The 23,191-nt window shown below is 60.0% G+C and carries 23 protein-coding genes and 1 tRNA gene; 17 read left to right on the top strand and 7 right to left on the bottom strand.

Annotated elements, in window-relative coordinates; all coding sequences use genetic code 11:
- Window positions 1-47: 47 nt before the first annotated feature.
- Genes nadC through KI787_03080 form a run of 3 tightly spaced genes read right to left on the bottom strand, consistent with a single transcriptional unit; the run spans window position 48 to window position 2,468 of the window.
- Window positions 48-917, bottom strand: coding sequence for a carboxylating nicotinate-nucleotide diphosphorylase (gene nadC, locus KI787_03090; GenBank protein MBV6628916.1), 870 nt, complete (start codon window positions 915-917; stop codon window positions 48-50).
- A gap of 2 nt (window positions 918-919) precedes the next feature.
- Entirely contained in the window at window positions 920-1,834 is a 915-nt protein-coding gene (gene argF, locus KI787_03085) for an ornithine carbamoyltransferase (protein MBV6628915.1), read from the bottom strand.
- Between the two features lie 55 nt (window positions 1,835-1,889).
- Complete coding sequence (locus KI787_03080) at window positions 1,890-2,468, bottom strand: superoxide dismutase (GenBank protein MBV6628914.1); 579 nt, start codon at window positions 2,466-2,468, stop codon at window positions 1,890-1,892.
- 127 nt (window positions 2,469-2,595) lie between these two features.
- On the opposite strand from KI787_03080, the gene grxD reads away from it, so the two are divergent.
- The 9 genes from grxD (at window position 2,596) to KI787_03035 (ending at window position 8,693) form a co-directional block, all read left to right on the top strand.
- Complete coding sequence (gene grxD / locus KI787_03075) at window positions 2,596-2,931, top strand: Grx4 family monothiol glutaredoxin (GenBank protein ID MBV6628913.1); 336 nt, start codon at window positions 2,596-2,598, stop codon at window positions 2,929-2,931.
- A gap of 47 nt (window positions 2,932-2,978) precedes the next feature.
- Entirely contained in the window at window positions 2,979-3,794 is an 816-nt protein-coding gene (gene folP, locus KI787_03070; GenBank protein ID MBV6628912.1) for a dihydropteroate synthase, read from the top strand.
- Window positions 3,795-3,808: 14 nt separating this feature from the next.
- A complete protein-coding gene (gene glmM, locus KI787_03065; protein ID MBV6628911.1) occupies window positions 3,809-5,158 on the top strand; it encodes a phosphoglucosamine mutase in 1,350 nt (449 codons plus the stop codon).
- Window positions 5,159-5,195: 37 nt separating this feature from the next.
- Window positions 5,196-5,975 carry a triose-phosphate isomerase gene (tpiA, locus tag KI787_03060; GenBank protein ID MBV6628910.1) on the top strand — a complete coding sequence of 260 codons (780 nt, stop codon included), beginning with the start codon at window positions 5,196-5,198 and terminating at the stop codon, window positions 5,973-5,975.
- An 8-nt stretch (window positions 5,976-5,983) separates the two neighbouring features.
- Window positions 5,984-6,340, top strand: a complete 357-nt coding sequence (gene secG, locus KI787_03055) for a preprotein translocase subunit SecG (protein ID MBV6628909.1) — start codon at window positions 5,984-5,986, stop codon at window positions 6,338-6,340.
- 34 nt (window positions 6,341-6,374) lie between these two features.
- A tRNA-Leu gene (locus KI787_03050) sits at window positions 6,375-6,459 on the top strand.
- A 108-nt stretch (window positions 6,460-6,567) separates the two neighbouring features.
- Entirely contained in the window at window positions 6,568-7,281 is a 714-nt protein-coding gene (locus tag KI787_03045; protein MBV6628908.1) for a LamB/YcsF family protein, read from the top strand.
- The gene (locus KI787_03040; GenBank protein MBV6628907.1) at window positions 7,271-7,876 is read left to right on the top strand and encodes an allophanate hydrolase subunit 1; all 606 of its coding nucleotides are present in this window, start codon (window positions 7,271-7,273) and stop codon (window positions 7,874-7,876) included. Before KI787_03045 ends, KI787_03040 begins: the two co-directional genes overlap by 11 nt.
- Window positions 7,869-8,693 (top strand): biotin-dependent carboxyltransferase family protein, encoded by an 825-nt coding sequence (locus tag KI787_03035; protein MBV6628906.1) that lies wholly within the window; start codon window positions 7,869-7,871, stop codon window positions 8,691-8,693. Before KI787_03040 ends, KI787_03035 begins: the two co-directional genes overlap by 8 nt.
- Window positions 8,694-8,751: 58 nt before the next feature.
- Here KI787_03035 and KI787_03030 read toward each other — a convergent pair whose 3' ends face one another.
- Together KI787_03030 and KI787_03025 are read right to left on the bottom strand one after the other, a co-directional pair.
- Window positions 8,752-9,807 (bottom strand): GNAT family N-acetyltransferase, encoded by a 1,056-nt coding sequence (locus KI787_03030; GenBank protein ID MBV6628905.1) that lies wholly within the window; start codon window positions 9,805-9,807, stop codon window positions 8,752-8,754.
- Window positions 9,804-10,682: a phosphoribosylaminoimidazolesuccinocarboxamide synthase gene (locus KI787_03025; GenBank protein MBV6628904.1), complete on the bottom strand. Its 879-nt coding sequence runs from the start codon at window positions 10,680-10,682 to the stop codon at window positions 9,804-9,806. The genes KI787_03030 and KI787_03025 overlap by 4 nt, the downstream gene beginning before the upstream one ends.
- A 92-nt stretch (window positions 10,683-10,774) precedes the next feature.
- On the opposite strand from KI787_03025, the gene rpe reads away from it, so the two are divergent.
- From rpe to speD, 8 genes are all read left to right on the top strand, one after another.
- On the top strand, window positions 10,775-11,440 hold the full coding sequence (rpe, locus tag KI787_03020; protein ID MBV6628903.1) for a ribulose-phosphate 3-epimerase: 666 nt from the start codon (window positions 10,775-10,777) through the stop codon (window positions 11,438-11,440).
- 4 nt (window positions 11,441-11,444) lie between these two features.
- Entirely contained in the window at window positions 11,445-12,887 is a 1,443-nt protein-coding gene (locus tag KI787_03015) for an anthranilate synthase component I (GenBank protein MBV6628902.1), read from the top strand.
- A 107-nt stretch (window positions 12,888-12,994) separates the two neighbouring features.
- Entirely contained in the window at window positions 12,995-16,768 is a 3,774-nt protein-coding gene (locus tag KI787_03010; protein MBV6628901.1) for a choice-of-anchor I family protein, read from the top strand.
- Between the two features lie 628 nt (window positions 16,769-17,396).
- Entirely contained in the window at window positions 17,397-17,981 is a 585-nt protein-coding gene (locus KI787_03005) for an aminodeoxychorismate/anthranilate synthase component II (protein ID MBV6628900.1), read from the top strand.
- Window positions 17,978-19,000 carry an anthranilate phosphoribosyltransferase gene (gene trpD, locus KI787_03000; protein ID MBV6628899.1) on the top strand — a complete coding sequence of 341 codons (1,023 nt, stop codon included), beginning with the start codon at window positions 17,978-17,980 and terminating at the stop codon, window positions 18,998-19,000. The genes KI787_03005 and trpD overlap by 4 nt, the downstream gene beginning before the upstream one ends.
- Window positions 19,001-19,002: 2 nt before the next feature.
- Complete coding sequence (gene trpC, locus KI787_02995; protein MBV6628898.1) at window positions 19,003-19,806, top strand: indole-3-glycerol phosphate synthase TrpC; 804 nt, start codon at window positions 19,003-19,005, stop codon at window positions 19,804-19,806.
- Window positions 19,807-19,931: 125 nt separating this feature from the next.
- Window positions 19,932-20,351, top strand: a complete 420-nt coding sequence (locus tag KI787_02990; GenBank protein ID MBV6628897.1) for an OsmC family protein — start codon at window positions 19,932-19,934, stop codon at window positions 20,349-20,351.
- Window positions 20,352-20,354: 3 nt separating this feature from the next.
- Window positions 20,355-21,125: an adenosylmethionine decarboxylase gene (speD, locus tag KI787_02985; protein MBV6628896.1), complete on the top strand. Its 771-nt coding sequence runs from the start codon at window positions 20,355-20,357 to the stop codon at window positions 21,123-21,125.
- Window positions 21,126-22,144: 1,019 nt separating this feature from the next.
- Here speD and KI787_02980 read toward each other — a convergent pair.
- Window positions 22,145-22,840, bottom strand: a complete 696-nt coding sequence (locus KI787_02980) for an LrgB family protein (protein ID MBV6628895.1) — start codon at window positions 22,838-22,840, stop codon at window positions 22,145-22,147.
- A complete protein-coding gene (locus KI787_02975) occupies window positions 22,830-23,180 on the bottom strand; it encodes a CidA/LrgA family protein (protein MBV6628894.1) in 351 nt (116 codons plus the stop codon). Before KI787_02975 ends, KI787_02980 begins: the two co-directional genes overlap by 11 nt.
- Window positions 23,181-23,191: the final 11 nt, after the last annotated feature.

Raw genomic sequence — 23,191 nt, 5'->3', positions numbered from 1 at the left:
CTGCTCCTAAGTAACCTAAGGCTTGTAGGAATGCTCCCTCAACAGGCTTAGGCTTGCATGTCGCGAACCCGCAGGGACAAATCGATGGCTTGCACAGATTTGGTCAAGCTGCCGATGGAAATGCGGTCCACGCCGGTATCGGCAATCTCGCGGACATTCTCTAGGCTAATACCACCCGAGGCTTCCAAGGCCGAGTTGCCGCGGTTGTAGCGTTTGAACTCTGTGCACATGGCAACCGCGCGCGCCAACAGATGGGTGCCGAAATTATCCAGCAGAATCACATCAGCCTGCGCCTCTAGCGCGGCCTCCACCTGTTGCAGAGTTTCGGTTTCGATAATCAGCGGCAAATCTGGAGACTGAGCCCGCGCCGCTGTGGCAGCGGCCGCAATACTGCCCATGGCAGCAATATGGTTTTCCTTGAGCATGACCGCGTCGAAGAGGCCAAGCCGGTGGGGCTGCCCGCCGCCGACGGCAACCGCATACTTCTGGGCAACACGCAGGCCAGGGAGGGTTTTGCGGGTATCCAAAATGCGCGCGCGTGTGCCTTTGACCCGCTCTACGAAGCGCCGCGTGCGGGTCGCCACCGCACTAATCATTTGCAGGAAGTTGAGCGCGGTGCGCTCCCCGGCCAAGATGGCTTGGGCAGGGCCGGAGATACGGCAAATCACCGTTTGCGCCGGTACCTTCGCGCCTTCGGCACAAGTCCATTCCACGGTCACATTGGGATCGAGCTGGGCGAAGACATTGTCGAACCAAGGTTGCCCGCAGATCACACAAGCATCGCGGCAGAGCACTTCGGCTTGCACCATTTGCGTGGCCGGTATCAACGCGGCGGACACATCACCAGGGCCAATATCCTCACGCAAGGCCGCACGGACATTGGCTTCGACATGCCTTTGCGGCACTTCGATGGGCATATTTAAGCAAACTCCGAATTTGGAATTCCCAGGAGTAGGGTCAACAAGGCTTTTTGCGCATGCAGGCGGTTCTCAGCCTCGTCCCAAACCACGCTTTGCGCGCCATCAATGACGGCTGCGCTGACTTCTTCGCCGCGGTGCGCAGGTAGGCAATGCATGAATAAGGCCTCCGGGTCCGCTTGCGCCATCAGCGCGGTGTTGACCTGATAGTCGGCAAATGCCGCCATCCGCTGGCGCTGCTCTTCTTCCTGGCCCATGGAGGCCCAGACATCGGTTACCACCAGCGCCGCGCCACTGGCCGCGATGGCTGGCTGGGTTTCGGCGCGCACCTGGGGGCTGTTGACCGACCAGCTTGCGGCCTCCAAGTCGTATCCAGAAGGGCTGCAAACCACCAGCTCAAAGTCCAGCAACTCTGCGGCATGCGCCCAAGAGGCGCAAACATTGTTGGCATCCCCAATCCAGGCCACTTTGCGGCCGCGAATATCGCCGCGATGCTCAGCAAAGGTTTGTAAGTCGGCCAGAATTTGGCAGGGGTGCGATTGTTCAGACAAGCCGTTGATCACCGGAACGTCGCTGTGCTCCGCGAAGCTTTGCTGGGCTGTGTGCGAGTCGTTGCGGATCATGACGGCGTCGACCATGCGCGAGAGCACGCGCGCTGTGTCGGCCACTGGCTCGCCGCGCCCAAGCTGGGTATCGCGCGAGCTCAAAAAGAGGGCATGGCCGCCGAGTTGGGTCATACCCACCTCAAAAGATACCCGCGTACGGGTAGAACTCTTTTCGAAAATCATCGCCAAGCTTCGCCCGGCGAGTAGCTCTGGGCGCAGTGGCGCACGCTTGAGTACGGCCGCGCGGCGTAGAACTTCCCGCGTTAAGTCTGCGCTGAGGTCGGTGATATCGAGGTAATGTTGTAGCTGCATAATGGCCAACGAAAAAGGCCACCCGCAGGTGGCCTCGACGCTTATCTGTTTAGAGTCAAGCGTTCAGATTTTGCTCTACAAAGTCCCAGTTCACAAGAGCCCAGAAAGCATCTAAGTACTTGGGTCGGGCGTTGCGGTGGTCGATGTAATAGGCGTGTTCCCATACATCGCAGGTCAGCAGCGGCGTGTGACCATCCGTGAGCGGGCAGCCGGCGTTAGAGGTGGAGACCAGCTCCAGCTCGCCAGCCGTGTTTTTCACTAGCCAAGCCCAGCCAGAGCCAAAGGTATTAACGGCCGTTGCGGTGAACTTTTCTTTGAAAGCATCCATCGAGCCAAAGGCGGCTTCAATTTTCGCTGTGAGTTCAGCGCTGGGGCTGCTGCCGCCGGGGGTGAGGCAGTTCCAGAAGAAGGTGTGGTTCCAGATTTGGGCCACGTTGTTGAACAGGCCGCCGGAGCTGGATTTCACCAGTTCTTCCAGGCTTTTGTTCTCGTTGTCGGTGCCGGCGATCAAGCCATTGGCCTTATCGACATAGGTGGCGTGGTGTTTGCCGTAGTGGAAGTCCAGGGTTTCTTCCGACATATGGGGTTCCAGCGCGTTGCGCGGATACGGAAGGGCAGGTAATTCCAATGCCATGACACTCTCCATGGGTTCGCAAAGTTGGGTGCATCAGTATACGGATACTGTGTTGCGCTGGGGTGCGGTGTATACTGCCGCCCCCGCACAGATGGGGTCTCTCCCCGTACACGCTGGAGGCTGTCCTATGGACGCAATGGAACGCATCAAAAAGATCATCAACGACAACGCTGTTGTCATTTTCATGAAAGGCAACCCGGAATTTCCGCAGTGCGGTTTTTCCGCGCGCGCTTCACAGGCGCTGGCCTCCTGCGGGCGTGAGTTTGCCTACGTCAATATCTTTGAGGACCCGGAGATCCACCGGACTCTGCCCCAGTACGCGAATTGGCCGACGTTCCCGCAGGTTTACATCAGCGGCGAACTGATTGGTGGCTGTGACATCGTCATCGAATTGCATGGCTCCGGTGAGCTGCAGAAGATGGTGGAAGAAGCCAAGGTGCCAGCCGAGCAAAGCTCCGCCTGAGCCATTCAGGAGCTGTCGCAGATGCGCTTGGAACCGGTGGAGGGGTTATGAAGCCGGTTCAGCTCCTCGGTGTGCTCAACGTCACACCAGATTCTTTTTCCGACGGCGGTTGCTACCTGCAGCCCACGCTGGCGCGTGCGCGCGCGCGGGAGTTATGGGAGCAGGGTGCCGATTGGGTCGATGTGGGCGCTGAATCCACGCGCCCTGGCGCGCCCGCGGTTTCCGAACAGGAAGAATTGCGCCGCCTGCGCGAAGTGTTCACGGAGCTGCAGGCCGCAAAGCGTCCTTGGTCGATTGACACGCAAAAGCCGGCGGTCATGTCCGCAGCTATTGCTGCCGGCGCGTCCATGGTGAATGACGTCAATGCCCTGCAGGCGCCTGGCGCCCTGGAGGCCTGCGCCGGTGCTCCAGTGGCGGTCGTGCTCATGCACCGCCAGGGTGATGCGGCCACCATGCAGCAGTCGCCACACTATGCAGACGTCGTCAGTGAAGTGCTGGACTTCTTGCGCGAACGCAAGGAGGCCTGTCTGCGGGTGGGTATCCCGGAGTCGCAGATCATCTGCGATCCGGGCATCGGGTTTGGCAAAACCCTGCAACATAATTTGCAGCTACTGCGAGCCACTGCGCGGCTGCGTGCCGAGTTGGCAGCGCCCCTGCTCATTGGGGTGTCGCGCAAATCGATGTTCCGTGATTTATTGGGCCTTGATTCCACCGACGCACGGATATTGCCTTCGGTACAAACCGCAGTCTGGGCCGCCAACCAAGGTGCGGAGTACCTGCGGGTGCATGATGTACTGCAAACGCGGCAGGGTCTTAAGCTCTGGCAGGCCTTAAACGCGCCAGATCCCACTGCATGGGAATAAGTAAGGAGACGGTTATGGGGGATTCACGGCGTTGGTTTGGAACCGATGGCATCCGCGGTCGAGTGGGTATGGCGCCGATGACGCCAGATTTCGTTCTGCGCCTGGGTTGGGCGCTAGGGACGGTGCTTCGCCAGGAGTATGGCCAAGCCCAAGTGGTCATTGGTAAAGACACGCGCCTGTCGGGTTATATGCTGGAGTCAGCGCTGGAGGCCGGGCTCTCCGCCGCAGGCGCACGCAGCTTATTGCTGGGTCCCATTCCTACGCCAGCCGTGTCCTTACTCACCACCACCTTCCGCGCCCAGGCTGGGATTGTTGTGAGCGCTTCGCATAATCCTTTTGGCGACAATGGCATCAAGATTTTTGGCGCCGATGGCTACAAGCTGGCCGATGCGCGGGAACAGCATATCGAGGCACTGCTTGCCGCCGATTTGCAATGTGCTGATGCGGCCGAGTTTGGTAAGGCGCGGCGCATTGATGATGCGGCGGGGCGTTATGTTGAGTTTTGTAAGTCCACCTTCAAGGCCGACTCGCTAAGCGGTTTAAAGGTGGTGCTCGATTGCGCCAATGGAGCGGCTTACCAGGTGGCGCCGCTGATCTTGCAGGAGTTAGGGGCGAAATTAGTCACGCTTGGCACGCAGCCTGATGGCACCAATATCAACCACAATGTGGGCTCCACACATCCGCAGGCTTTGCAACGGGCTGTGGTTGAACAGCAAGCCGATGTGGGGATTGCACTGGATGGAGATGCCGACCGCTGCTTGATGGTCGATGCGCAGGGGCGCCTCGTCGATGGCGACGCCATTCTTTTCATTCTGGCGCGGGCGCGGCAACAGCGCGATGAGTTGCAGGGGCCTGTAGTGGGAACCTTAATGTCCAACTACGGCCTAGAGCAGGCCCTGAGCGGTCTGGGTATTCCTTTGTTGCGGGCGAAGGTCGGTGATCGCTACGTATTTGAGCAGATGCTTGCCCATGAGGCCCAGCTGGGGGGAGAGCCCTCCGGGCATGTGCTGGTGCGCGATCGCTGCCGAACAGGAGATGGCATGGTAACTGCGCTGCAAGTGCTCACAGAAATGCAGCTTGCGCAGCGTCCGCTGGCCGATTTGTGTCAGGGCTTGGAGTGTCTGCCCCAGGTTTTGATTAACGTGCGCTGCGAAGGGCACCCACCCGCTGAGGTGATGGCAGCGCCGCGGGTGCGGCAGGCTGTGGAGGCGGCCAATACCGCCTTGGAGGGCCAGGGACGGCTGCTGCTGCGACCATCTGGAACTGAACCTCTGATTCGCGTGATGACCGAAGCTGCCCAGCAGGAATTAGCCCAGGCTCAAGCAGAGGCGGTTGCCGAGGCGCTGCAGTTGGTACTGAACTAAAGGTCGTGACACATTTCCTCATCAAGGAGCTTTAACGATGCAGGCCAATGAACGTCGTCCGCTAGTGGCGGGCAACTGGAAAATGCACGGGAATCGCGCAACTGCGCGCGTGCTGGCAGGAGATATTGCCCGTCGCCACAGCTGGCCAGAGGTAGAGGTGGTGATTTGCCCGCCGTTGGTGCACCTGTCCACCGTGGCTGATGTTTTGGCTGACAGCACGGTTGAGCTAGGTGCGCAAAACCTTGCTGCGGCGACCGAGGATGGCGCTCATACGGGTGAGGTGCATGGCCGAATGTTGGCCGATGTAGGGTGTAGATACGTCATTGTCGGGCACAGCGAGCGCCGCGCTGATCACGCTGAGACCGATGCTTTGGTGGCGCAGAAATTTGCTGCTGCACTCGATGCGGGTCTGCGGCCCATTCTGTGCGTAGGGGAAACCCTGGAACAGCGCGAGGCTGGTGAATCCCTGGATGTCGTTGGTCGCCAACTCCAGGCCGTGGTCGATAGCGTGGGCATTGCTGCCTTTGCGCAAGCGGTTGTTGCGTATGAGCCTGTATGGGCAATAGGGACCGGTCGATCGGCAGCTGCCAGCGATGCGCAGCAGGTGCATGCTCACCTACGTTGCCTGTTAGCTGAAGCTGACGCTACAATAGCCGGCTCTTTGCGGATTCTTTACGGCGGCAGCGTCAAACCCGACACGGCCACAGAGCTATTTGCCCAAGCAGATATCGATGGTGGTTTGATCGGCGGCGCAGCCCTCAAGGCGGAGAGCTTTCTGGCCATTGCCCAGGCGGCGGCCGCCTCCATTTCGAGCTGAGATTAAACATGTATACGGCACTTGTGGCCATCCAGGTGGTATTGGCCATCGGAATTATTGCGCTGGTTTTGATGCAGCATGGCAAAGGCGCCGATGCAGGAGCTGCCTTTGGCAGCGGTGCATCCGGTACGGTCTTTGGTTCACGCGGGTCAGCCAACTTTCTGAGCCGCAGCACGGGTATTCTGGCTGCGTTCTTTTTTGTAGTGAGCTTGGTGCTGGCGGTCATCGTGGCGCGCGGACAGGCCGGAACCACCTCGGTGGTTGATAGCCTCGCAGCTCCAGCTCAGCAGTCGGTGGCGCCGGAAACCGCTGAAGATGAGCCAGCCGCTCAGCCAGTGGCCCCAAGTGAGGGCGCACCGGAGTAAACTGTTCTTGGAACGAGCCCTGGGCTTGTTCTACGCCGACGTGGTGGAATTGGTAGACACGCTATCTTGAGGGGGTAGTGGCGAAAGCCGTATGAGTTCGAGTCTCATCGTCGGCACCATATTGAACCGGTTCAGGTTTTGCCTGAGCCGGTTTTTTTATGGGATGGCTGCACCATCTATCCTGCTGCCATTCGCATGGTGGCGGTTGGCGCGGCACAATAGAGCGCATGAACACATTCCGACCCCGGATTGCGCTCAATATCGATTTGGGTGAGCTGGCTGGTGAAGACCCAGAGCTCTATCAGGCGGCTCATTGGGCCAATATTGCCTGTGGCGGGCATGCTGGTGACAAAGAGTCCATGCAGCGGGCCCTGGACCACTGCCATCACAATGGCGCGCAGCCGGGCTGGCATCCTGGTTACGCTGACCGCGAAAGTTTTGGCCGGCGGGTGCTCCCACTGCCTCCGGCACAGGTGGCCGAGCAGGTGCTGGAGCAAGTCACTCGTTTGGCGGATCTAGCGGCTGAGCAAGGGCAAACACTCCGCCATCTGAAGCTGCATGGGGCGCTCTACCATCAAGTCGATCGCGAGCCAGCGTTGGCGGAGGCGGTTCTCCAAGCTCTCACTCCCTACCTGCGCTCAGATCTGCGGGTGCTGGGACCAGCCGGGCACCATTGGGAGCGCCGTGTGCGGGCCCATGGCTGCGCCTTTGTTCAAGAGGCCTTTGCGGACCGAGGTCGCCAGCGCGATGCCGATGGCCGTTGGCAATTAATTCCTCGCGACCAGCCCGGTGCTGTGCTGGAAGACTGGGAGCACATTCAAGATCAGCTTGAGCAATTTGCAACTGAGTCGACCGTAGGGTCGGTGTGCGTGCACGGTGATCATGCCGGAGCGGCGCAGCGGGCGCTGCAGGTGCGGCAGTGGCTGGATCATGCTGCCTGAGGGCTGGGTTTGGCTCGGCGATGGAGCCTGGCGTGGGCCGCGCCCAGAATCGCATGCGCCCGGTGCTTTGAGCCGCGTATTACGTGATGACCCTGCCGTGTGGGATGTGCTGGAAACTGAGCACGCCGTAGCGGTGTATTTCGACCCTCAGCATCCTCCGGCCCGGCTTCAAGAGCGGATAGCTCATGCCAGCACGCAGGCGGCATCGACAGCCCGCGAGCATAGTTTGCGCGTGTGTTATGACGGGCCAGACTTGCAAGCCGTCGCGCGGGCTTTGGACCTGGGAGTGGAGGAGTTCATCCAGCGCCACAGTCATAGTCTTTATCAGGTGGCCATGCTGGGCTTTATGCCCGGTTTTGCTTATTTGCGCGGCGATGACGCCGCCCTCAGTCTGCCCCGGCGGAGCAATCCCCGTCCGCGTATTCCCGCTGGCAGCTTGGCCTTGGGCGGGCCTTATACGGCTATTTATCCCTGGGACTCGCCCGGTGGTTGGCATTTGCTGGGGCGGGTGCTGGATGTGCACTTGTTCGGTGCCCATGGTGCCTTACTGCAGACTGGGGACCGCATTCGGTTTGAGGTTTTGCCCAGTGCCTGAGGTGTGTCTGGACCAGGTGTTGGGCCCGGCCTGGGTGCAGGATTTAGGCCGGCCTGGCGCCATGCACATGGGCGTGCCTTGGGGCGGTGCTTTGGTGCCTGAGCTGCTGATGGCTGCCAATGTGGTTCTGGGCAATCCGCCGGAGGCGGCGGGGATAGAGTTTTTTGGTCAGCTGCAACTTAGCCTACCGCCTGGCTGGGGTTACGCTGTGGATGGTCAGGTGCAGGTGGCTACGGCGGAGCCCATGACGGTGCGTGTCACACCAGGCCAGAGAGTCTCTTATCTGTGTGTGGCTGGTGGGCTGAACGTGGAGCCGGTACTCGGAGGGCGCGGCACCTTGTTGGTGGCGGGCCTGGGTGGCTGGCAGGGGCGAGCATTGGCCCATGGAGATGCCATACCGCTGGGCGAGCCCGCTGAGCTGCCGGCTGCAGACCAAGGGCGTATCAAATTGCCGCGAGCGGATGATCCGGTCTGGATTCGGCCGGGGCCCGATCGAGCGCTGTGCGGAGATGAGGCTTGGTGCGGGTTATTGGAACAGGTGTGGAGCATTGATGCCGCCGGCGATCGCAGTGGCACCCGGCTATGTGGTGAGCCCTTGCGTGTTGATGGGTGCGCTCAGAGCGAGTCTCAGCCGATGGTGCGCGGAGGCATCCAGCTGCCGCCATCGGGGCTGCCCATCGTATTAGGACCAGATCACCCGGTGACCGGTGGTTATCCTTTGATTGCCGTGGTGCACCAGCAAAGCCTGGGTAGCTTGCAGATGCGTCAGCCAAATACTCCGGTGCAACTGATGCCGCTGCCAGAAAGGGCGGCCTAGGGTCGCCGGCGTCCGTGCTGCCGATGAGTCTGCTAGTCGATCACCTGATGTGCCCGTTCTACTCCAAGCGATCCTTAAATGCGGTAGCACGGCACTGCTCCTGCCACTCCGCTTGCACCGCTGGCGTCTCCCGCTGGAGGTAGGCTGCGACCGCCGCTGAAAACTCCGGGTTGAGCAAATAATGCAGGGATTGGCTGAGTGCTGGCTCAAAGCCTCTGAGCAGGCGATGCTGGCCTTGGACGCCCGCATCGAAGTGGGGAATGTTGCGTTCTAGACAGAATTCCATGCCCTGGTAGTAACACAGCTCGAAGTGCAGGCAGTCGTAGTCTTTGGCGGCCCCCCAATGGCGGCCATACAAGGCCTGCTCATCGGCAAAGAAGAAGGCCATGGCCTGTAGCTGCTGCTGGTCATCGCGCGCTGTGCATAACCAAAAGTTCTCGGGCAACTGCTCCGCCCAGGCCTGCAAGCAGCTAAGGCTGAGGTAGGGGTGCTGGCCGCGCATGTGATAGGTGCTGGCATAAAGGGCATACAGCCGATTCCAGTCCTGCGCTGGAAGCTGCGCCGCTGGTAGCCATTGCATATGGAGCCCGGTTTGCTGGGCCAAGCGACGCTCTCGGCGCAAGTTCTTGCGTTTTTTACTGCTCAGCGCGCCAAGAAAATCGCCAAAATCTGCGTATCCTCGGTTACGCCAGATATAGCGAATATCTTGCCGTCGCAGCCATCGAGGGTCGTGGGCAAGCGCACTGGCATCGGTATCGCTGGCAAACAAGACATGTATGCCGCTCACGCCGGCATCACGCCCGAGCTCGGCTAGCTCTGCGGCGGTCTGGGCTGGCTGGGCGCCCAGCCGTGGGCCAGGAACGGGGGTGAAGGGCAGAGCGCAGACCCACTTGGGGTAATAAGCCCCGCCGGCGCGGCTGTAGGCTTGGGCCCAGGTTTGGTCGAAGACAAATTCGCCCCAGGAATGGGCTTTGGACCATACCGGGGCCTGGGTCAATTCGGAGGCCTGTTGCTGCCACTCCCAGCCGGTGTCTGGACAGGCACAGCCATGGTCACGCAGCGCCTGCCAGTAGGCAGGTTGCGTCAGCAACTGGCCGGTGGAAGTCTCGCTCAAGCCTGGGTTAATCGGCGCAGGGCCTCAGCATACTTGGCACTGGTTTGTTCGATGATGTGGGCCGGTAATGTGGGCCCTGGGGCTGTTTTGTCCCAGTCCAAAGTCTCGAGGTAGTCGCGCACAAACTGCTTATCGAAACTGGGAGGCGAGATGCCGGTTTGGTACTCCTCAGCCGGCCAGAAGCGACTGCTATCCGGCGTGAGTACTTCATCAATCAGGAGGAGGTCACCATTATTGTCCACACCAAACTCCAGCTTGGTATCCGCAATCAAAATGCCTTTGTCGCGGGCGTAATCGGCCGCCTCGCGATAGAGGCGCAGCGATAGTTCTCGGATCTGTTGGGCAAGATCCTTGCCGACTAATTCGACGATATGATCGAAATCGACATTTTCATCATGATCGCCAACAGCGGCCTTGGTGCTGGGAGTAAACAGAGGTTGCTCAAGCTGAGCGGCCTGGGGGAGTCCAGCTGGAAGCGAGATGCCACACACCGCACCACTGCTTTGATAGTCCTTCCACCCGCTGCCAATGATGTAGCCACGCACAATGGCCTCTAAGGGCAGTGCGCGGACCTTCTTCACCAAAATCGCCTGGTCTTGGACCTGCTCTAGCTCGGCACCACTCAATACCTCATTCAAAGGGGTAGAGGAGAGGTGGTTGGGCAGCCAATGAGCAAAGCGATCAAACCAAAAGTTGGCCATTTGCGTGAGAACCCGCCCTTTGCCTGGGATGGGATCGGGCAACACCACATCAAAGGCTGAAAGACGATCCGTGGTCACGATGAGCAGCTGATCATTCCCAACCGCGTAGATATCGCGCACTTTGCCGCGGTGAACCAGGGGGAGTGAGGTCAATTCAGTGGTGTGCAAGCTCATGCGTACGCAGCATTCGAGGCGGAACGCTTTATGGTAGCCGGTGCATTGGGTAAAGTGCGCGGTCGCTCTCCAGATTTTGTTGGTTCTGACCCATGCAAAGCCCCGTGATCGCCCCTTCCATTTTGTCTGCTGACTTCGCTCGTTTGGGCGAGGATGTCAGCGCCGTACTCGCGGCTGGAGCGGACTGGGTGCATGTGGATGTGATGGATAATCACTACGTGCCGAACCTGACACTTGGCCCCATGATTGTGTCGGCGATGCGTAAGTTCGGTATTTCCGCGCCCATGGACGTGCACCTGATGGTGGAGCCCGTGGATAGTTTGGTGGAGCCCTTTGCCGAGGCGGGGGCGAGCATGATTACTTTCCATCCCGAAGCAACCCGGCATGTCGACCGAACCATCCAGCTCATCAAAAGCGCTGGTTGTCAGGCGGGCGTGGTGCTCAATCCAGCGACTCCCGTCCAGGTGCTGGAGCACATCCTGCCGCAGCTCGACATGGTGCTGCTCATGAGCGTGAACCCCGGCTTTGGGGGGCAATCCTTTATCCCCTACACCCTGGATAAACTTCGCGCCGTGCGCGCCATGATTGATCAGCGGGGGCTGTCTACCCGCTTAGAAATTGATGGCGGCGTGAAGGTGGATAACATCGCCGAGATTGCTACCGCCGGGGCCGACACCTTCGTGGCCGGCAGTGCCATTTTTAATGCGCCGGATTATGCGGCGGTCATTTCCGAGATGAAGGGGCGGCTTGCCGTCTGAGCGGATGCAACAGCTTCAACTTCACACCCGCAGCGTCCTATCCGACCTGGAAACGCCGCTGACCGTTTACCTCAAACTCGCGGCCGGCCCCAACAGCTTCTTGCTGGAGTCGGTCCAGGGCGGCGAAACCTGGGGGCGGTATTCCATCATTGGCCTGCCTGCGAAGGAGCGCCTGGAGGTGCGCGGCAACACCGTTAGTCGTGTTGTTGATGGGCACCTTGCAGAATGCCTGGATGTGGCCGACCCGCTGCAGTGGATTGCAGACTACGCAGCCAACATAGATGCCCCGGAACTGCCGGAGCTGCCCCGTTTGAATGGCGGTCTGGTGGGATACTTTGGGGCGGCGACCATTGGCCACATTGAGCCACGGGTACAGGCTGCGATGCGCAGCCCTGAAGACCCCTTGGACCTGCCCGATATCTGCTTGCTCCGCGCCGATGAGTTTGTCATTTTCGACAATCTGCGCAACCGATTGCATTTGGTCGTGCTGGCAGATGCCTCAGTGCCGGCTGCCGAGGCGCAGCAGCGCTTGGAGGCGCTGCAGAATCGCCTTGAGCAACCCTTGGCACAATCCTGGCCTGTGCTGGCGGAAGCTGCGCCAGGCACAGATCTCGACTTTGAAGCCAGCTACCCCCAGGCCGCCTACGAAGCCGGGGTGCAGCGCATTCGCGATTACATCCTGGCGGGCGACTGCATGCAGGTGGTGCTCTCGCAGCGACTCACCGCCCCCTTCGATGGTTCGGCGCTGAACCTGTATCGGGCCTTGCGTAGCGATAACCCTTCGCCTTATCTGTATTTCTTTGATTACGGCGACTTTCAGGTGGCAGGCTCCTCGCCAGAGGTGTTGGTGCGCCTGGAGCACGATCAGGTGACGGTGCGACCCATTGCCGGCACCCGGCCGCGTGGGGCCACCGCGGCTGCCGACAAAGCCTTCGAAGAAGACTTGCTGGCCGACCCCAAAGAGGTGGCCGAGCATTTGATGTTGATTGACCTGGGTCGCAATGACGTGGGTAGGATCGCGCAGGCTGGCAGCGTACAGCTGACCGAGAAGATGGTCATCGAGCGCTATTCCCAGGTCATGCACATCGTTTCCAACGTCGTGGGAACGCTGGCGGATGATCGCAGCGCCATGGATGTGCTGCGCGCCACTTTCCCGGCCGGCACCCTGTCTGGGGCGCCTAAAGTTCGCGCCTTGGAAATCATCGCCGAGCTAGAGCCGCACCAGCGCGGTCTGTACTCCGGTGCAGTGGGCTACCTCGCCTGGAACGGCAGCATGGATACGGCTATTGCTATTCGCACCGCGGTCATCAAAGACGGCCAGGTTGTGGTTCAAGCCGGCGCTGGCATTGTTGCGGACTCGGTTCCTGCCAAAGAGTGGGAAGAAACCATGAATAAGGCCCGCGCTGTATTGCGCGCCGCCGCACGAGCTGCCATACCGGCGTCATAGAAGCTTCATCCCCGCGTCACCGCACTGACTCCATTGCCGCCCTAATGTCCTGGTGCTAGGGCCAGCTTGGCCCTCCCCCGAGCAATTGGACATTTGGGAGATACACAGTGCGAGAGATGATTGTGGGGCGTGTCGGCTTGGCCGCCGCCATGCTGTTAGGTTTGAGTGCCTGCGGTGATGAGCTCACCTTTATCAGCGGTGGACTGGTGGAGACGACGGCGATTGCGGCCGGCGCCCAATGCCCCACTGGCGGAGTAAGGGTGGATTCCGGTAACGACCAGAACAGTGACGGAGTGCTCACTGCTGCCGAGATCACCAGTAGCGAGATCATCTGTAATGGCGTAGATGGTTCCGATGGGGCTGACGGTGCAGACGGAGCAGATGGTTCCGATGGCGTGGATCGCGTTGATCCAGGCGTTTTTAAACTACAGCTGCTGCACTTTGCTGATGTCGATGGCCCTGGTGGGGCCGATGATGTGCGCAATTTCTCGGCCATGGTGGATGGCTTCCGCGGCATGATGCCGCAAAACACGCTGCTCCTGAGTTCGGGCGACAACTGGATTCCGGGTCCAGAATACTTTGGCGCTGATGACGCGCGCCTCGATGCTGCCCTGGGTGCCGCCGATGCCGGACGTGCCCATGTGGGTTGGCTCAATGCTCTGGGCGTGCAGGCCTCGGTGGTCGGCAACCACGAGTTGGATTTGGGCGCAGATACCTTTGCTGAGCTCATTGCTGCTGATGGCGAGTGGCCAGGCGCGCAGTTCCCGTATCTGTCCGCCAATATCGACTTCAGCGCCGATGCCGACACCGCACCTTTGCTGGTTGCGGCTGGCCAAGCGGCTGCGCCGAACTCGGTTTCTTCCAGCGCTACCATCACCGTGGGCGGGCAAACCATCGGTGTGGTGGGCGCTTCCAGTCCTACTTTCCCCTCAATCACCAGCGTGGGCGATCTGGAGTTCACGCCGGACGATTCCAGCGACATCGATGCTCTGGCTGCGATTATTCAGGCCGAAGTGGACGCGCTCACCGCCGGTGGCAACATCGACAAGGTGATTTTGCTGGCCCACATGCAGCAGATCAGCGTGGAAAAGCAGCTGGCCGAATTGCTCAGCGGTGTCGATATCATTATCGCCGGTGGCTCCAACACCCGCCTGGCGGATCTCTCCGACCGTCTGCGTGAGGGTGATGCCGCTGCTGATGTGTATCCGCAGCAAATCACTTCGGCCAGTGGCGAGCCGGTGCTGTTGGTGAACACCGACGGTGACTACCGCTACTTGGGCCGCTTGGTCGTGGACTTCGATGCCCAGGGCCGGGTCCTGCCGCAAAGTATTGACCCCATTCAAAGTGGCGCCTTCGCGACCGACGTGCTGCCCTTCGCCAGCTTTGAGCCCATTCCTGAGGTAGTCGCGATTACCGAGGCGTTGGAAGAGGTTCTGGTGGAGAAAGATGGCAATGTGCTGGGCCTGACGTCGGTTTTCCTCGATGGCCGTCGCAGCCAAGTGCGGACCGAAGAAACCAATGTGGGTAACCTCACGGCCGAGGCCAACCTCTGGTACGCGCAGCAAACCGAATCTGATGTGCTGATCTCGCTCAAAAACGGTGGCGGTATCCGCGCCGAAATCGGCCAGGTCTTGCAGCCGCCAGGGACGACCGACCCGGCCCAGGCACAGTTCTTGGCGCCCCAGGCCAATGTCAGCAGTGGCAAGCCAGCGGGTGGTATATCGCAGCTTGATCTGGAGCAGACTCTGCGCTTCAACAACCGCTTGGTGAACATCACAGTCACCGTGGCCGAGTTGGCAGACATCATTGAGCATGCGGTCGCCGGCGACGGTACGCCTGGCCAATTCCCGCAAGTGGCCGGCGTGCGCTTCAGCTTCGACCCCAGCATGCCCGCGCGTATGGCTGGCGACACCAACCGCGGCGTGGCGACCACGCTGAGCCGGGTGCTGGATCTGGCCATCGTCGATGACTCGGGTGCTGTGATCGACCAAGTGGCCGTGAACGGCATGCTGCAGGGTGACCTCAGCCGGAGCTACCGTTTGGTGACGCTGAACTTCCTGGCCGAAAGCTGCATCAACGACCCCACCAACGATTGTGGTGATGGCTACCCCTACAAGGGGCTGACCGCACCCAATATGACCAGCCTGTCGCGCATCGACACCGTCGTGGACCCAGGTCAAAGCAGCTTCTCCGACGCCGGTCGGGAGCAGGATGCCCTGGCCGAGTATCTGCAGGCCTTCTTCGCTGAGGTGCCCTACGATCTGGCCGAGACCGACCCTGCCGATGACCTACGTATTCAGCGTCTGGTGGATGGGCGCAGCAGTTCGGTGTTTGCTCTGCCTACCAAGGCCAGCCTCACGGTACTGGGTCGTTACCAGAACCCCAATGCGGGCTTTGACGAAAGTGCGGCAGAAATCGTCGCCTTCGACCCAGCAACCGATCGCCTCTTCGTCATCAATGCCGAAGCGGGTCAGGTGGAAGTGTTGGATATCAGCAACCCTGCCACCCCCACTCAAGAAGCGGTACTGGACCCGGTGGCCGAGCTCGGTGCTGGCTTCGATGGAGTGAACAGCGTCGTTGTCGCTGGTGGTGTGGTGGCCGTAGCGGTTGAGGCCGATCCAGCCACCGCCAATGGTCGGGTGGCCTTGTACGACGCTGGTACCCTGGCATTTGTGACCAGCTTGGAAGCTGGCGCGCTGCCCGATGGTTTGGCCGCCAGCCCCGACGGCAGCCTGGTCGCCGTGGCCAACGAAGGCGAAGTACCTGCCGACCCTAATGATGGCGATCTGCGTGACTTTGCCAATGACGTCCCTGGCTCGATCACCATGATCGATCTGTCCAATGGTGCGGCCAATGCCACCGCCATGACCCTGGGCTTCACCGACTTCAATATGGGTGGCAGCCGGCATGCCGAACTGCCCGACACCCTGCGCATTGAGCCGGGCGCGACCTCCGTGGCCAACGACTTGGAGCCTGAGTACCCCGCCTTTAGTGAAGACGGCAGCTTGGTCTTCGTGTCCTTGCAGGAAAACAACGGTATCGCCGTGGTCGATGTGGAAAACATGCGCATCGACTCCATCGTTAGCCTGGGCTTCAAAGATCATGGCCTGCTGGTGAATGCTCTGGATGCTTCGGACCGCGACGAGATCGATATCGTGGCCGAAGAGGGTGTCTGGGGCTTGGCCATGCCGGATGGTATTGCCAGCTACATGGTCAACGGCACCCATTACGTGGTCACCGCTAACGAGGGCGATTCCCGCGATGATGTGGACGAGTGTGGGCTGGATGACTTTGCCAATCTGGACGCGACCTTGTTCGCCGGTCGGGACGATGACAACGAACTGGGCCGCATCGATTTCATCTGCGATCAGGCTTTTGACCTGGACAACGATGGCGATATCGATCGGGTCACCGCTTTCGGCGCGCGCTCCTTCTCGGTGGTGGATGAAAACGGTGTGGTCTTTGATTCCAACGACGACTTCGAACGCATCACGGCCCATCTGGATCTGATTGACGGCAGCGTGGTGTTCAACGCCAGCAATGACAACGCGACTCGTCAAAACCGCTCCGACAACAAAGGCCCCGAGCCGGAAAACGTCGATATCGCTCGTATTGGCGATCGGGTTTACGGTTTCATTGGCCTCGAGCGCGTGGGCGGCATCATGATCTACGACCTGACCAACCCCCGCCTGGCTGGCTTCTTGGGCTACACCAACAACCGGGACTTCAGCGTGGATCAGGAAGGCGGCATGGCCGGCGACCTGGGTCCTGAAGGTGTGCTGTACATCCCGGCAGCAGATAGCCCGAATGGCGCTGATTTGCTGGTGACCGGTAACGAGATCAACGGTAGTACCACCATCTTTACGCTGAATCTGCCCTAATCGGCAGAACCTCGCTTCGCGAGCCTGGTGGCTCCGAGGCGACAGGCGATCTTTGATCCTATGGCCCCCTGTGCTGATGGCGCAGGGGGCTTTTTTGTGGCTAGAACAGGCCCAGGTTGTTGGGTTTTCGTGATTAGGTCTGCAAATGGGCGTATCGCGCCGCTGGCGCCGCTGTTCTTCGCGCTGCTGCGCGGTGCCCTCCGGCACTGCGGACGAATGCGGATCCAACGGCGCAATACGCCCTGAGCTGAGCGACTCTGTCTGAATTTTCGACACCACCGCATAGGTCTGCACAGCTGAGCGCCCTAAGGACGAAGCCAGCGCCTGGGTGGGGAGAAAGCGGCTAGGCGCGGCGCTATGGCGAGAGGAAGACTCGGCAGTACGGCGGATGAAGTCTCGCCGCAACAAGGCCTTGTGTAAAAATCCCCAGAAAGATGCGCTCAGCAGCGAATACTAAGGACGCTTTTTTGCCCAGTTTCGAGGTGTGACGAACCACCATTGGTGGCCTAGTTGAGGGGTAGAACAAGGCAACATATAGAGAGCAATAACCTGGGTCGCAGGCGCGCTACGGCCTGTTGCGGCACAATGCCCTACCTCACTGCAATGCCGCCGATCTGGCACCGCCGCCATGGTCTTAATGCTCGACAACTACGACAGCTTTACCTACAACCTTGTCCAGTACTTGCTGGAGTTGGGAGTTGAGGTGGAGACATGGCGCAATGATGCGGTAACAGTGGCGGATATCGAGTCTTTACAGCCCTCGCATATCGTTATCTCTCCTGGCCCTTGCACGCCCAATGAGGCGGGCATTTCTTTGGCCACGGTGGAGCGTTTTGCTGGTCGTATCCCCTTGCTAGGCGTGTGTTTGGGTCACCAGAGCATTGGGCAGTTTTTTGGTGGCGAAGTCGTGCGTGCCCGTGAGGTGATGCACGGCAAAACCTCGGCGATCGAACACACCGCTCAAGGTGTATTCGCCGGCTTGCCCAGCCCATTTACGGCCACTCGTTACCACTCTCTGGTCATTGCAGAGCACAGTGTTCCGGACTGTTTAGAGGTCACGGCGTGGACGCTGGACGAGCGCGGAGAGCGCGAGGAAATCATGGGTCTTCGGCACAAAGAGCTTGCAATTGAGGGTGTGCAGTTCCACCCCGAGTCTATTCTGAGCGAGCATGGCCACAGCATGCTGAAGAACTTTTTGGAGATGCGCGCATGATGGTGCAAAGCCTGCTGAAGGAATTACTTGCTGGTCATGATCTAGATGCCGAGCAGATGCGCGGTGCCATGCGCGAGATCATGGAGGGTGAGGCGAGTCCGGCGCAGATCGCTGGTTTTTTGGTGGCCTTGAGACTCAAGGGCGAAACCGTCACTGAAATTACGGCTGCAGCCGAAGTGATGCGCGAGAAGGCCCAAGCTGTGCCTGTAAGCGAAACGCTGCGTGCTGCATTGGTAGATACCTGTGGCACGGGTGGCGACGGTGCCGGGTTGTTTAATGTGTCTACCGCGACTGCACTGCTGTTGGCCGCGCTCGGTGTGCCGGTGGCCAAGCACGGCAACCGCAGCGTGTCCTCCAAATCTGGCAGCGCCGATGTGTTGGCGACCCTAGGGGTAAATCTGGAGTTATCTCCGGAGCAGGCAGCTCAGGCCCTGCAAAGTAGTGGTTTTGCCTTCTTGTTTGCGCCCCTGTACCACCCGGCTATGAAACATGCCATTGGCCCCCGGCGTGAGCTAGGTATTCGCACCATCTTTAATGTTCTCGGACCTTTGACCAACCCGGCTGGTGCCCAGCGGCAGGTGTTGGGGGTCTTCGACGAAGCTCTCTTACGACCCCTTGCCGAGGTCCTATGTCGTTTGGGTAGCAAGCATGCCTTGGTGGTTCACGGCACCGATAGCACTGATGAAATCAGCGCGTGTGCTGCAACTAAGGTTTGTGAGATGCGTGACGGTGAGTATCTTGAGTATGTGGTCGAGCCCGAGCATTTTGGCCTGCAGCGCGTGGCTATGAATGACCTGGTGGTGGAGTCCGCAGAGCAAAGTGCGCAAATCATCAAAGAGGCCTTGGGCGGTACACCGGGCGCAGCAACTACGGCTATTGCGATGAATGCTGGTGCGGGCCTCTATGTGGCAGGGCAGGCCTCTAGCCTGGCAGCGGGTGTATCGCAGGCATTGGCGGCCTTGGAAAAAGGGATAGCGCTGGATTTTCTGACTGCGCTGCAACAACAATCAAGAGACTGAAGATGAGCGATATTCTCAGCCAAATACTCCAGCGCAAAGCCGAAGAGGTGCGCGCTGGGCGCAGCGTTCATAGTTTTCGGGACCTGGAAGAGTTAGCTACTGTGGCAGAGGCGCCACGCGGCTTTGCCCATGCGATGCGGGCCAAGGTAGCGGCCGGTGACGCAGCGGTGATCGCTGAAATCAAGAAGGCCTCGCCTTCCAAGGGGCTGATTCGGGCCGATTTTGATGCGGCTCATATTGCCCAGTCCTATGCCGAGGGCGGCGCGAGTTGCTTGTCGGTGTTGACCGACGAGGACTTTTTCCAAGGGCATGCCGACTATCTTATGCAGGCGCATAAGGCGGTTACGCTACCTATTTTGCGCAAGGACTTCATGATCGATACTTGGCAGGTGGCGCAGGCGCGCACCTGGGGCGCGGACGCAATTTTGTTGATTGTGGCGGCACTCTCCGATGCGCAAATGGAAGAACTGTATGCCTGCGCGCGACATTTTCAGTTGGACGTGCTGGTGGAAGTGCATGATGGCGAAGAGTTAGGCCGCGCTTTGGAGCTGCCCGGAGGTATTTTGGGCGTGAACAATCGCAACCTGCGTACCTTTGAAACTCGTTTGGAGACTACCCTGGAGCTGCTTGGCGAGGTTCCCGAAGAACGGGTGCTGGTGACCGAGTCGGGAATACGTAACGGGGCGGATATGCAGCGCATGATGCAGGCGGGTGTCTTTGGTTTTTTGATTGGTGAGCACTTGATGCGCGCCGTGGAGCCCGGCGCAGAACTGGGCCGCTGGTTGGCCCAGTCACAATCAGCCTAGGTCTGGTGGCAGACCCCTTGCACAACCCTGGGTACCCCGCTGCCAAAGGCTAATGATCGGAGTACCATCCGCGCCTCGCGACCAAATTGAACGGCCGTAAGGCATCTTGCTCAGGAAGCAACAGCATGAATATTTCCATGAATTGGGCCGGCGGAATGGCCTTCGATGTCGATACCGGCAGTGGCCATCAACTCCGCGTGGATGGGCCGCCAGATTTGGGTGGCGATAACTCGGGACCACGGCCTATGGAGCTGATGCTGGTGTCGCTGGGGAGTTGTTCTGGGGTGGATGTGGTGCACATCCTGCGCCGCTCCCGGGCCGATATTCAGGGCTGTGAAGTGAGAGTTCAGGGTGAGCGCGCGGAGACCGAACCCAAGGTCTTTACCAAGATTCACTTGGAGTTCATCCTGCGTGGCGGCGACTTAAGCGAAAAGCTAGTACAACGCGCCGTGAGCTTAAGTGCCGAAAAATATTGCTCGGCGGCTCGCATGCTGGAAGCCAGCTGCGAGATCACGCATTCGTGGCGCATTGCCGAGGACGCCTAAGGCATGGCTAAGCACATGAACGACAAGCTCAAGCTGTTGGGGTTTAACAACCTCACCAAAAGCCTGAGCTTCAATATCTACGATGTGTGCTACACGCTCACCGAGCAGGCCCAGAAGGAATACATTGAGTACATTGATGAGGCCTATAACGCGGAGCGCCTGACCAATATTCTCACCGAGGTGTCGAACATCATCGGTGCCAACATCCTCAATATCGCCCACCAGGACTACGACCCCCAAGGGGCTTCGGTCACCATGCTGATCTGTGAGGAGCCCATCAAAGAGTCGGTGGTGGGGCACTTGGATAAATCGCACATCACCGTGCACACCTATCCAGAGTCGCATCCGCACAAGGGCATTTCGACTTTTCGCGCGGATATCGATGTATCAACCTGTGGCTTGATTTCGCCCCTGAAGGCGCTGAATTACCTCATCCACAGCTTTGAGTCCGACATTGTGATCATGGACTACCGCGTGCGTGGCTTCACCCGCAACGTGCGCGGGCATAAGCACTTCATCGATCACAAAATCACCTCTATCCAGGATTACCTGGACCGGCAGATCAAGCAGTCTTACGACATGGTGGATGTGAACGTCTACCAGGAGAATATTTTCCACACCAAGATGCGCCTACGTGACTTGGACCTGCCCACCTATCTCTTCGGCGACGACGGCATGGAGCTGAGCCCCAAGCAAACTCGGGATATTCGGCGCAAGGTGGAGCATGAGATTATGGAGATGTTCTACGGGCGCAATATGCCAGGTGGCCGCTAGCGGCCGCTGAGTGAATTTCTGCGCTTGCGATCTGGGCCGCCGGCGGTGCTTAAAATGCTCACATATGGCCCATATGCTGCGCTTTCTGCGCTCCGGCGGCGACCCACCTCGCTGCGCTCGCAGATTCCCTCAGCGCCCGCAATCAGCTTTTAGAGAGTAGTGCTCCTGTCGGCCCGTGTGCTGCGGCTGCTGCGTTCCGGCGGCAGCCCACCTTGCTTCGCTCGCTGGCTCCTTCAGCGCCGCCGGTAGCTTCTAGGTTTGCTGCGCTTTCTGCGCTCCGGCGGCGGTCCACCTCGCTGCGCTCGCAGATTCCCTCAGCGCCCGTAATCAGTTCTCAGAGAGTAGTGCTCCTGTCGGCTCGGATTGCTGCGGCTGCTGCGTTTCGGTGGCAGCCCACCTTGCTGTGCTCGCTGGCTCCTTTAGCACCGCCAATAGGTTCTAAGGCTGCTGCACTTCCTGTGTTCTTGCGGCTGCTCACCTCGCTGCGATTGCGGATGAACTCAGCGCTACCGCGCCAGTGATTAAGTCGGTGAGCACGCAATCAGGGGCGCGGCAGAGGTTGGCACTGCGTTCAAAGCCGCTCTGGTAGCCACGTCGCGACTGGTCCGGTTGCGCTCCGGGGCTTTGCGAGTCGGCATCCTGCCTCCGCGCAAAGCGGGGGCCGTCCTGGCCCCCGCCGGCTGCGCCGGCCTGATCCTGCGCTCCGCCGGGTCGCTCCTACTGGCTACCAGAACGGCTTTGACCGCTCGCCGCACTACCCAAGCATATAAAGATCTTGGCTCCATTTGGGCTCTGCAGGCTATGCCCGTTAGGGTGGCTTTGGGCGGGACGGTAGCGGAGCGCCGGCCCGCCGCAGGATCAGGCCACGAAGTGGGGCCGGACAGGACGTCCGGCCGGTGCAGGCATTCAGGATGAAGGCTCTGCAGCCCCCGGAGGTGGGCCGAAGTAGCGCGCAGCGTGTCCCGCCCAGAGTCGCCCTTACGACGGTTGTGGCGCCTCAAACCAGACGCCTGTAGTGTCTAGGCCAAAACCGCCGGTAAAACCAGGGCGAGCAGCAATCCGGTTAGGCCCATGCCCAACGCGGACCAGGCGCCGCAGCGGGGGCTAATTTCAAAGGCACGCGCGGTGCCCACAGCATGGGCGGAAATGCCCAAGGCCAGCCCCAGGGCGGCATGGCTTTGCACCCGCATCAGCTTGAGCAGGGGTGGGGCCAACATGGCCCCGGCGATGCCGGTGAGCATCACGGTGGTGGCCGCCAAGGCGGGGATGCCGCCGGTGGCCTGGGCGATTTCCAGGGCGATGGGAGTGGTGGCGGCTTTGGGTAAGACCGAGGCCAGCAAGGTGGCCTGATTGGGAGCTAGCCACTGGGCCAGGGCTGCGACACTTAGGGCCGTGAAAATTGCGGTGCCGAGCACAATGCCCAGCACCCGCCCAGCCTGGGCGCGCATAGGCCCCATATGTTGGTAGAGCGGGATGGCCAGAGCGACGATGACCGGCCCCAGCAAGGCGGTGAGTGCGGCGCTGCCGTCGGCGTAATCGGCATAGTCGCGCTGCAGCAACACATTGGCGCCCAACACCAGGATCAGTCCTACCCACACCGGGAGTAATAAGGGATGGCCGCGGCTGCGCGCATATGCCCATACCCCGCATTGATAGGCGAGCAGGGTGAGCAGCAGGTCAAAACTGCGGCTGTGTTCCAGCCATTCAGTCGCCATGTTGCGGGTCCTTAAGCCAGCAACGCCCCAGCAAGCCGCTCAGCACCAAAGATAGTGCCGTGGTTCCGAGGATGATTGCCAGCAATAGCTCTGCGTGCATGGCGAGCAGATCGAGGTGATCCATCAGGCCTACACAGGGCGGAATGAGCAGCAGGGGCAGATATCGCAACAGCGTATGCGCGGTTTGGCTGAGCTCATTGCTAGGGCCACCACGCAGGCACAACCAGACAAACAACACGATGAGCCCTATGACCGGCCCAGGCACTGGCAGCCCGAGTGCCGCGCTGAGTATCTCGCCTAGCAGCTGAGCCGACAGTAGGGCAACTAATCCTTGAATCATGCTTGGCGAGG

It is taken from the genome of Oceanococcus sp. HetDA_MAG_MS8 (genome assembly GCA_019192445.1).
Classification (GTDB): Bacteria; Pseudomonadota; Gammaproteobacteria; order Nevskiales; family Oceanococcaceae; genus MS8.
This window is presented reverse-complemented; position numbering and strand designations above follow the sequence as displayed.

Excerpts from the sequence above, each read along its gene's own strand:
- nadC (MBV6628916.1), bottom strand. The coding sequence starts at position 917 with ATGCCCATCGAAGTGCCGCAAAGGCATGTCGAAGCCAATGTCCGTGCG.
- argF (MBV6628915.1), bottom strand. The coding sequence starts at position 1,834 with ATGCAGCTACAACATTACCTCGATATCACCGACCTCAGCGCAGACTTA.
- KI787_03080 (MBV6628914.1), bottom strand. The coding sequence starts at position 2,468 with ATGGCATTGGAATTACCTGCCCTTCCGTATCCGCGCAACGCGCTGGAA.
- grxD (MBV6628913.1), top strand. The coding sequence starts at position 2,596 with ATGGACGCAATGGAACGCATCAAAAAGATCATCAACGACAACGCTGTT.
- folP (MBV6628912.1), top strand. The coding sequence starts at position 2,979 with ATGAAGCCGGTTCAGCTCCTCGGTGTGCTCAACGTCACACCAGATTCT.
- glmM (MBV6628911.1), top strand. The coding sequence starts at position 3,809 with ATGGGGGATTCACGGCGTTGGTTTGGAACCGATGGCATCCGCGGTCGA.
- tpiA (MBV6628910.1), top strand. The coding sequence starts at position 5,196 with ATGCAGGCCAATGAACGTCGTCCGCTAGTGGCGGGCAACTGGAAAATG.
- secG (MBV6628909.1), top strand. The coding sequence starts at position 5,984 with ATGTATACGGCACTTGTGGCCATCCAGGTGGTATTGGCCATCGGAATT.
- KI787_03045 (MBV6628908.1), top strand. The coding sequence starts at position 6,568 with ATGAACACATTCCGACCCCGGATTGCGCTCAATATCGATTTGGGTGAG.
- KI787_03040 (MBV6628907.1), top strand. The coding sequence starts at position 7,271 with ATGCTGCCTGAGGGCTGGGTTTGGCTCGGCGATGGAGCCTGGCGTGGG.
- KI787_03025 (MBV6628904.1), bottom strand. The coding sequence starts at position 10,682 with ATGAGCTTGCACACCACTGAATTGACCTCACTCCCCCTGGTTCACCGC.
- rpe (MBV6628903.1), top strand. The coding sequence starts at position 10,775 with ATGCAAAGCCCCGTGATCGCCCCTTCCATTTTGTCTGCTGACTTCGCT.
- KI787_03015 (MBV6628902.1), top strand. The coding sequence starts at position 11,445 with ATGCAACAGCTTCAACTTCACACCCGCAGCGTCCTATCCGACCTGGAA.
- KI787_03005 (MBV6628900.1), top strand. The coding sequence starts at position 17,397 with ATGGTCTTAATGCTCGACAACTACGACAGCTTTACCTACAACCTTGTC.
- trpD (MBV6628899.1), top strand. The coding sequence starts at position 17,978 with ATGATGGTGCAAAGCCTGCTGAAGGAATTACTTGCTGGTCATGATCTA.
- trpC (MBV6628898.1), top strand. The coding sequence starts at position 19,003 with ATGAGCGATATTCTCAGCCAAATACTCCAGCGCAAAGCCGAAGAGGTG.
- KI787_02990 (MBV6628897.1), top strand. The coding sequence starts at position 19,932 with ATGAATATTTCCATGAATTGGGCCGGCGGAATGGCCTTCGATGTCGAT.
- speD (MBV6628896.1), top strand. The coding sequence starts at position 20,355 with ATGGCTAAGCACATGAACGACAAGCTCAAGCTGTTGGGGTTTAACAAC.
- KI787_02980 (MBV6628895.1), bottom strand. The coding sequence starts at position 22,840 with ATGGCGACTGAATGGCTGGAACACAGCCGCAGTTTTGACCTGCTGCTC.
- KI787_02975 (MBV6628894.1), bottom strand. The coding sequence starts at position 23,180 with ATGATTCAAGGATTAGTTGCCCTACTGTCGGCTCAGCTGCTAGGCGAG.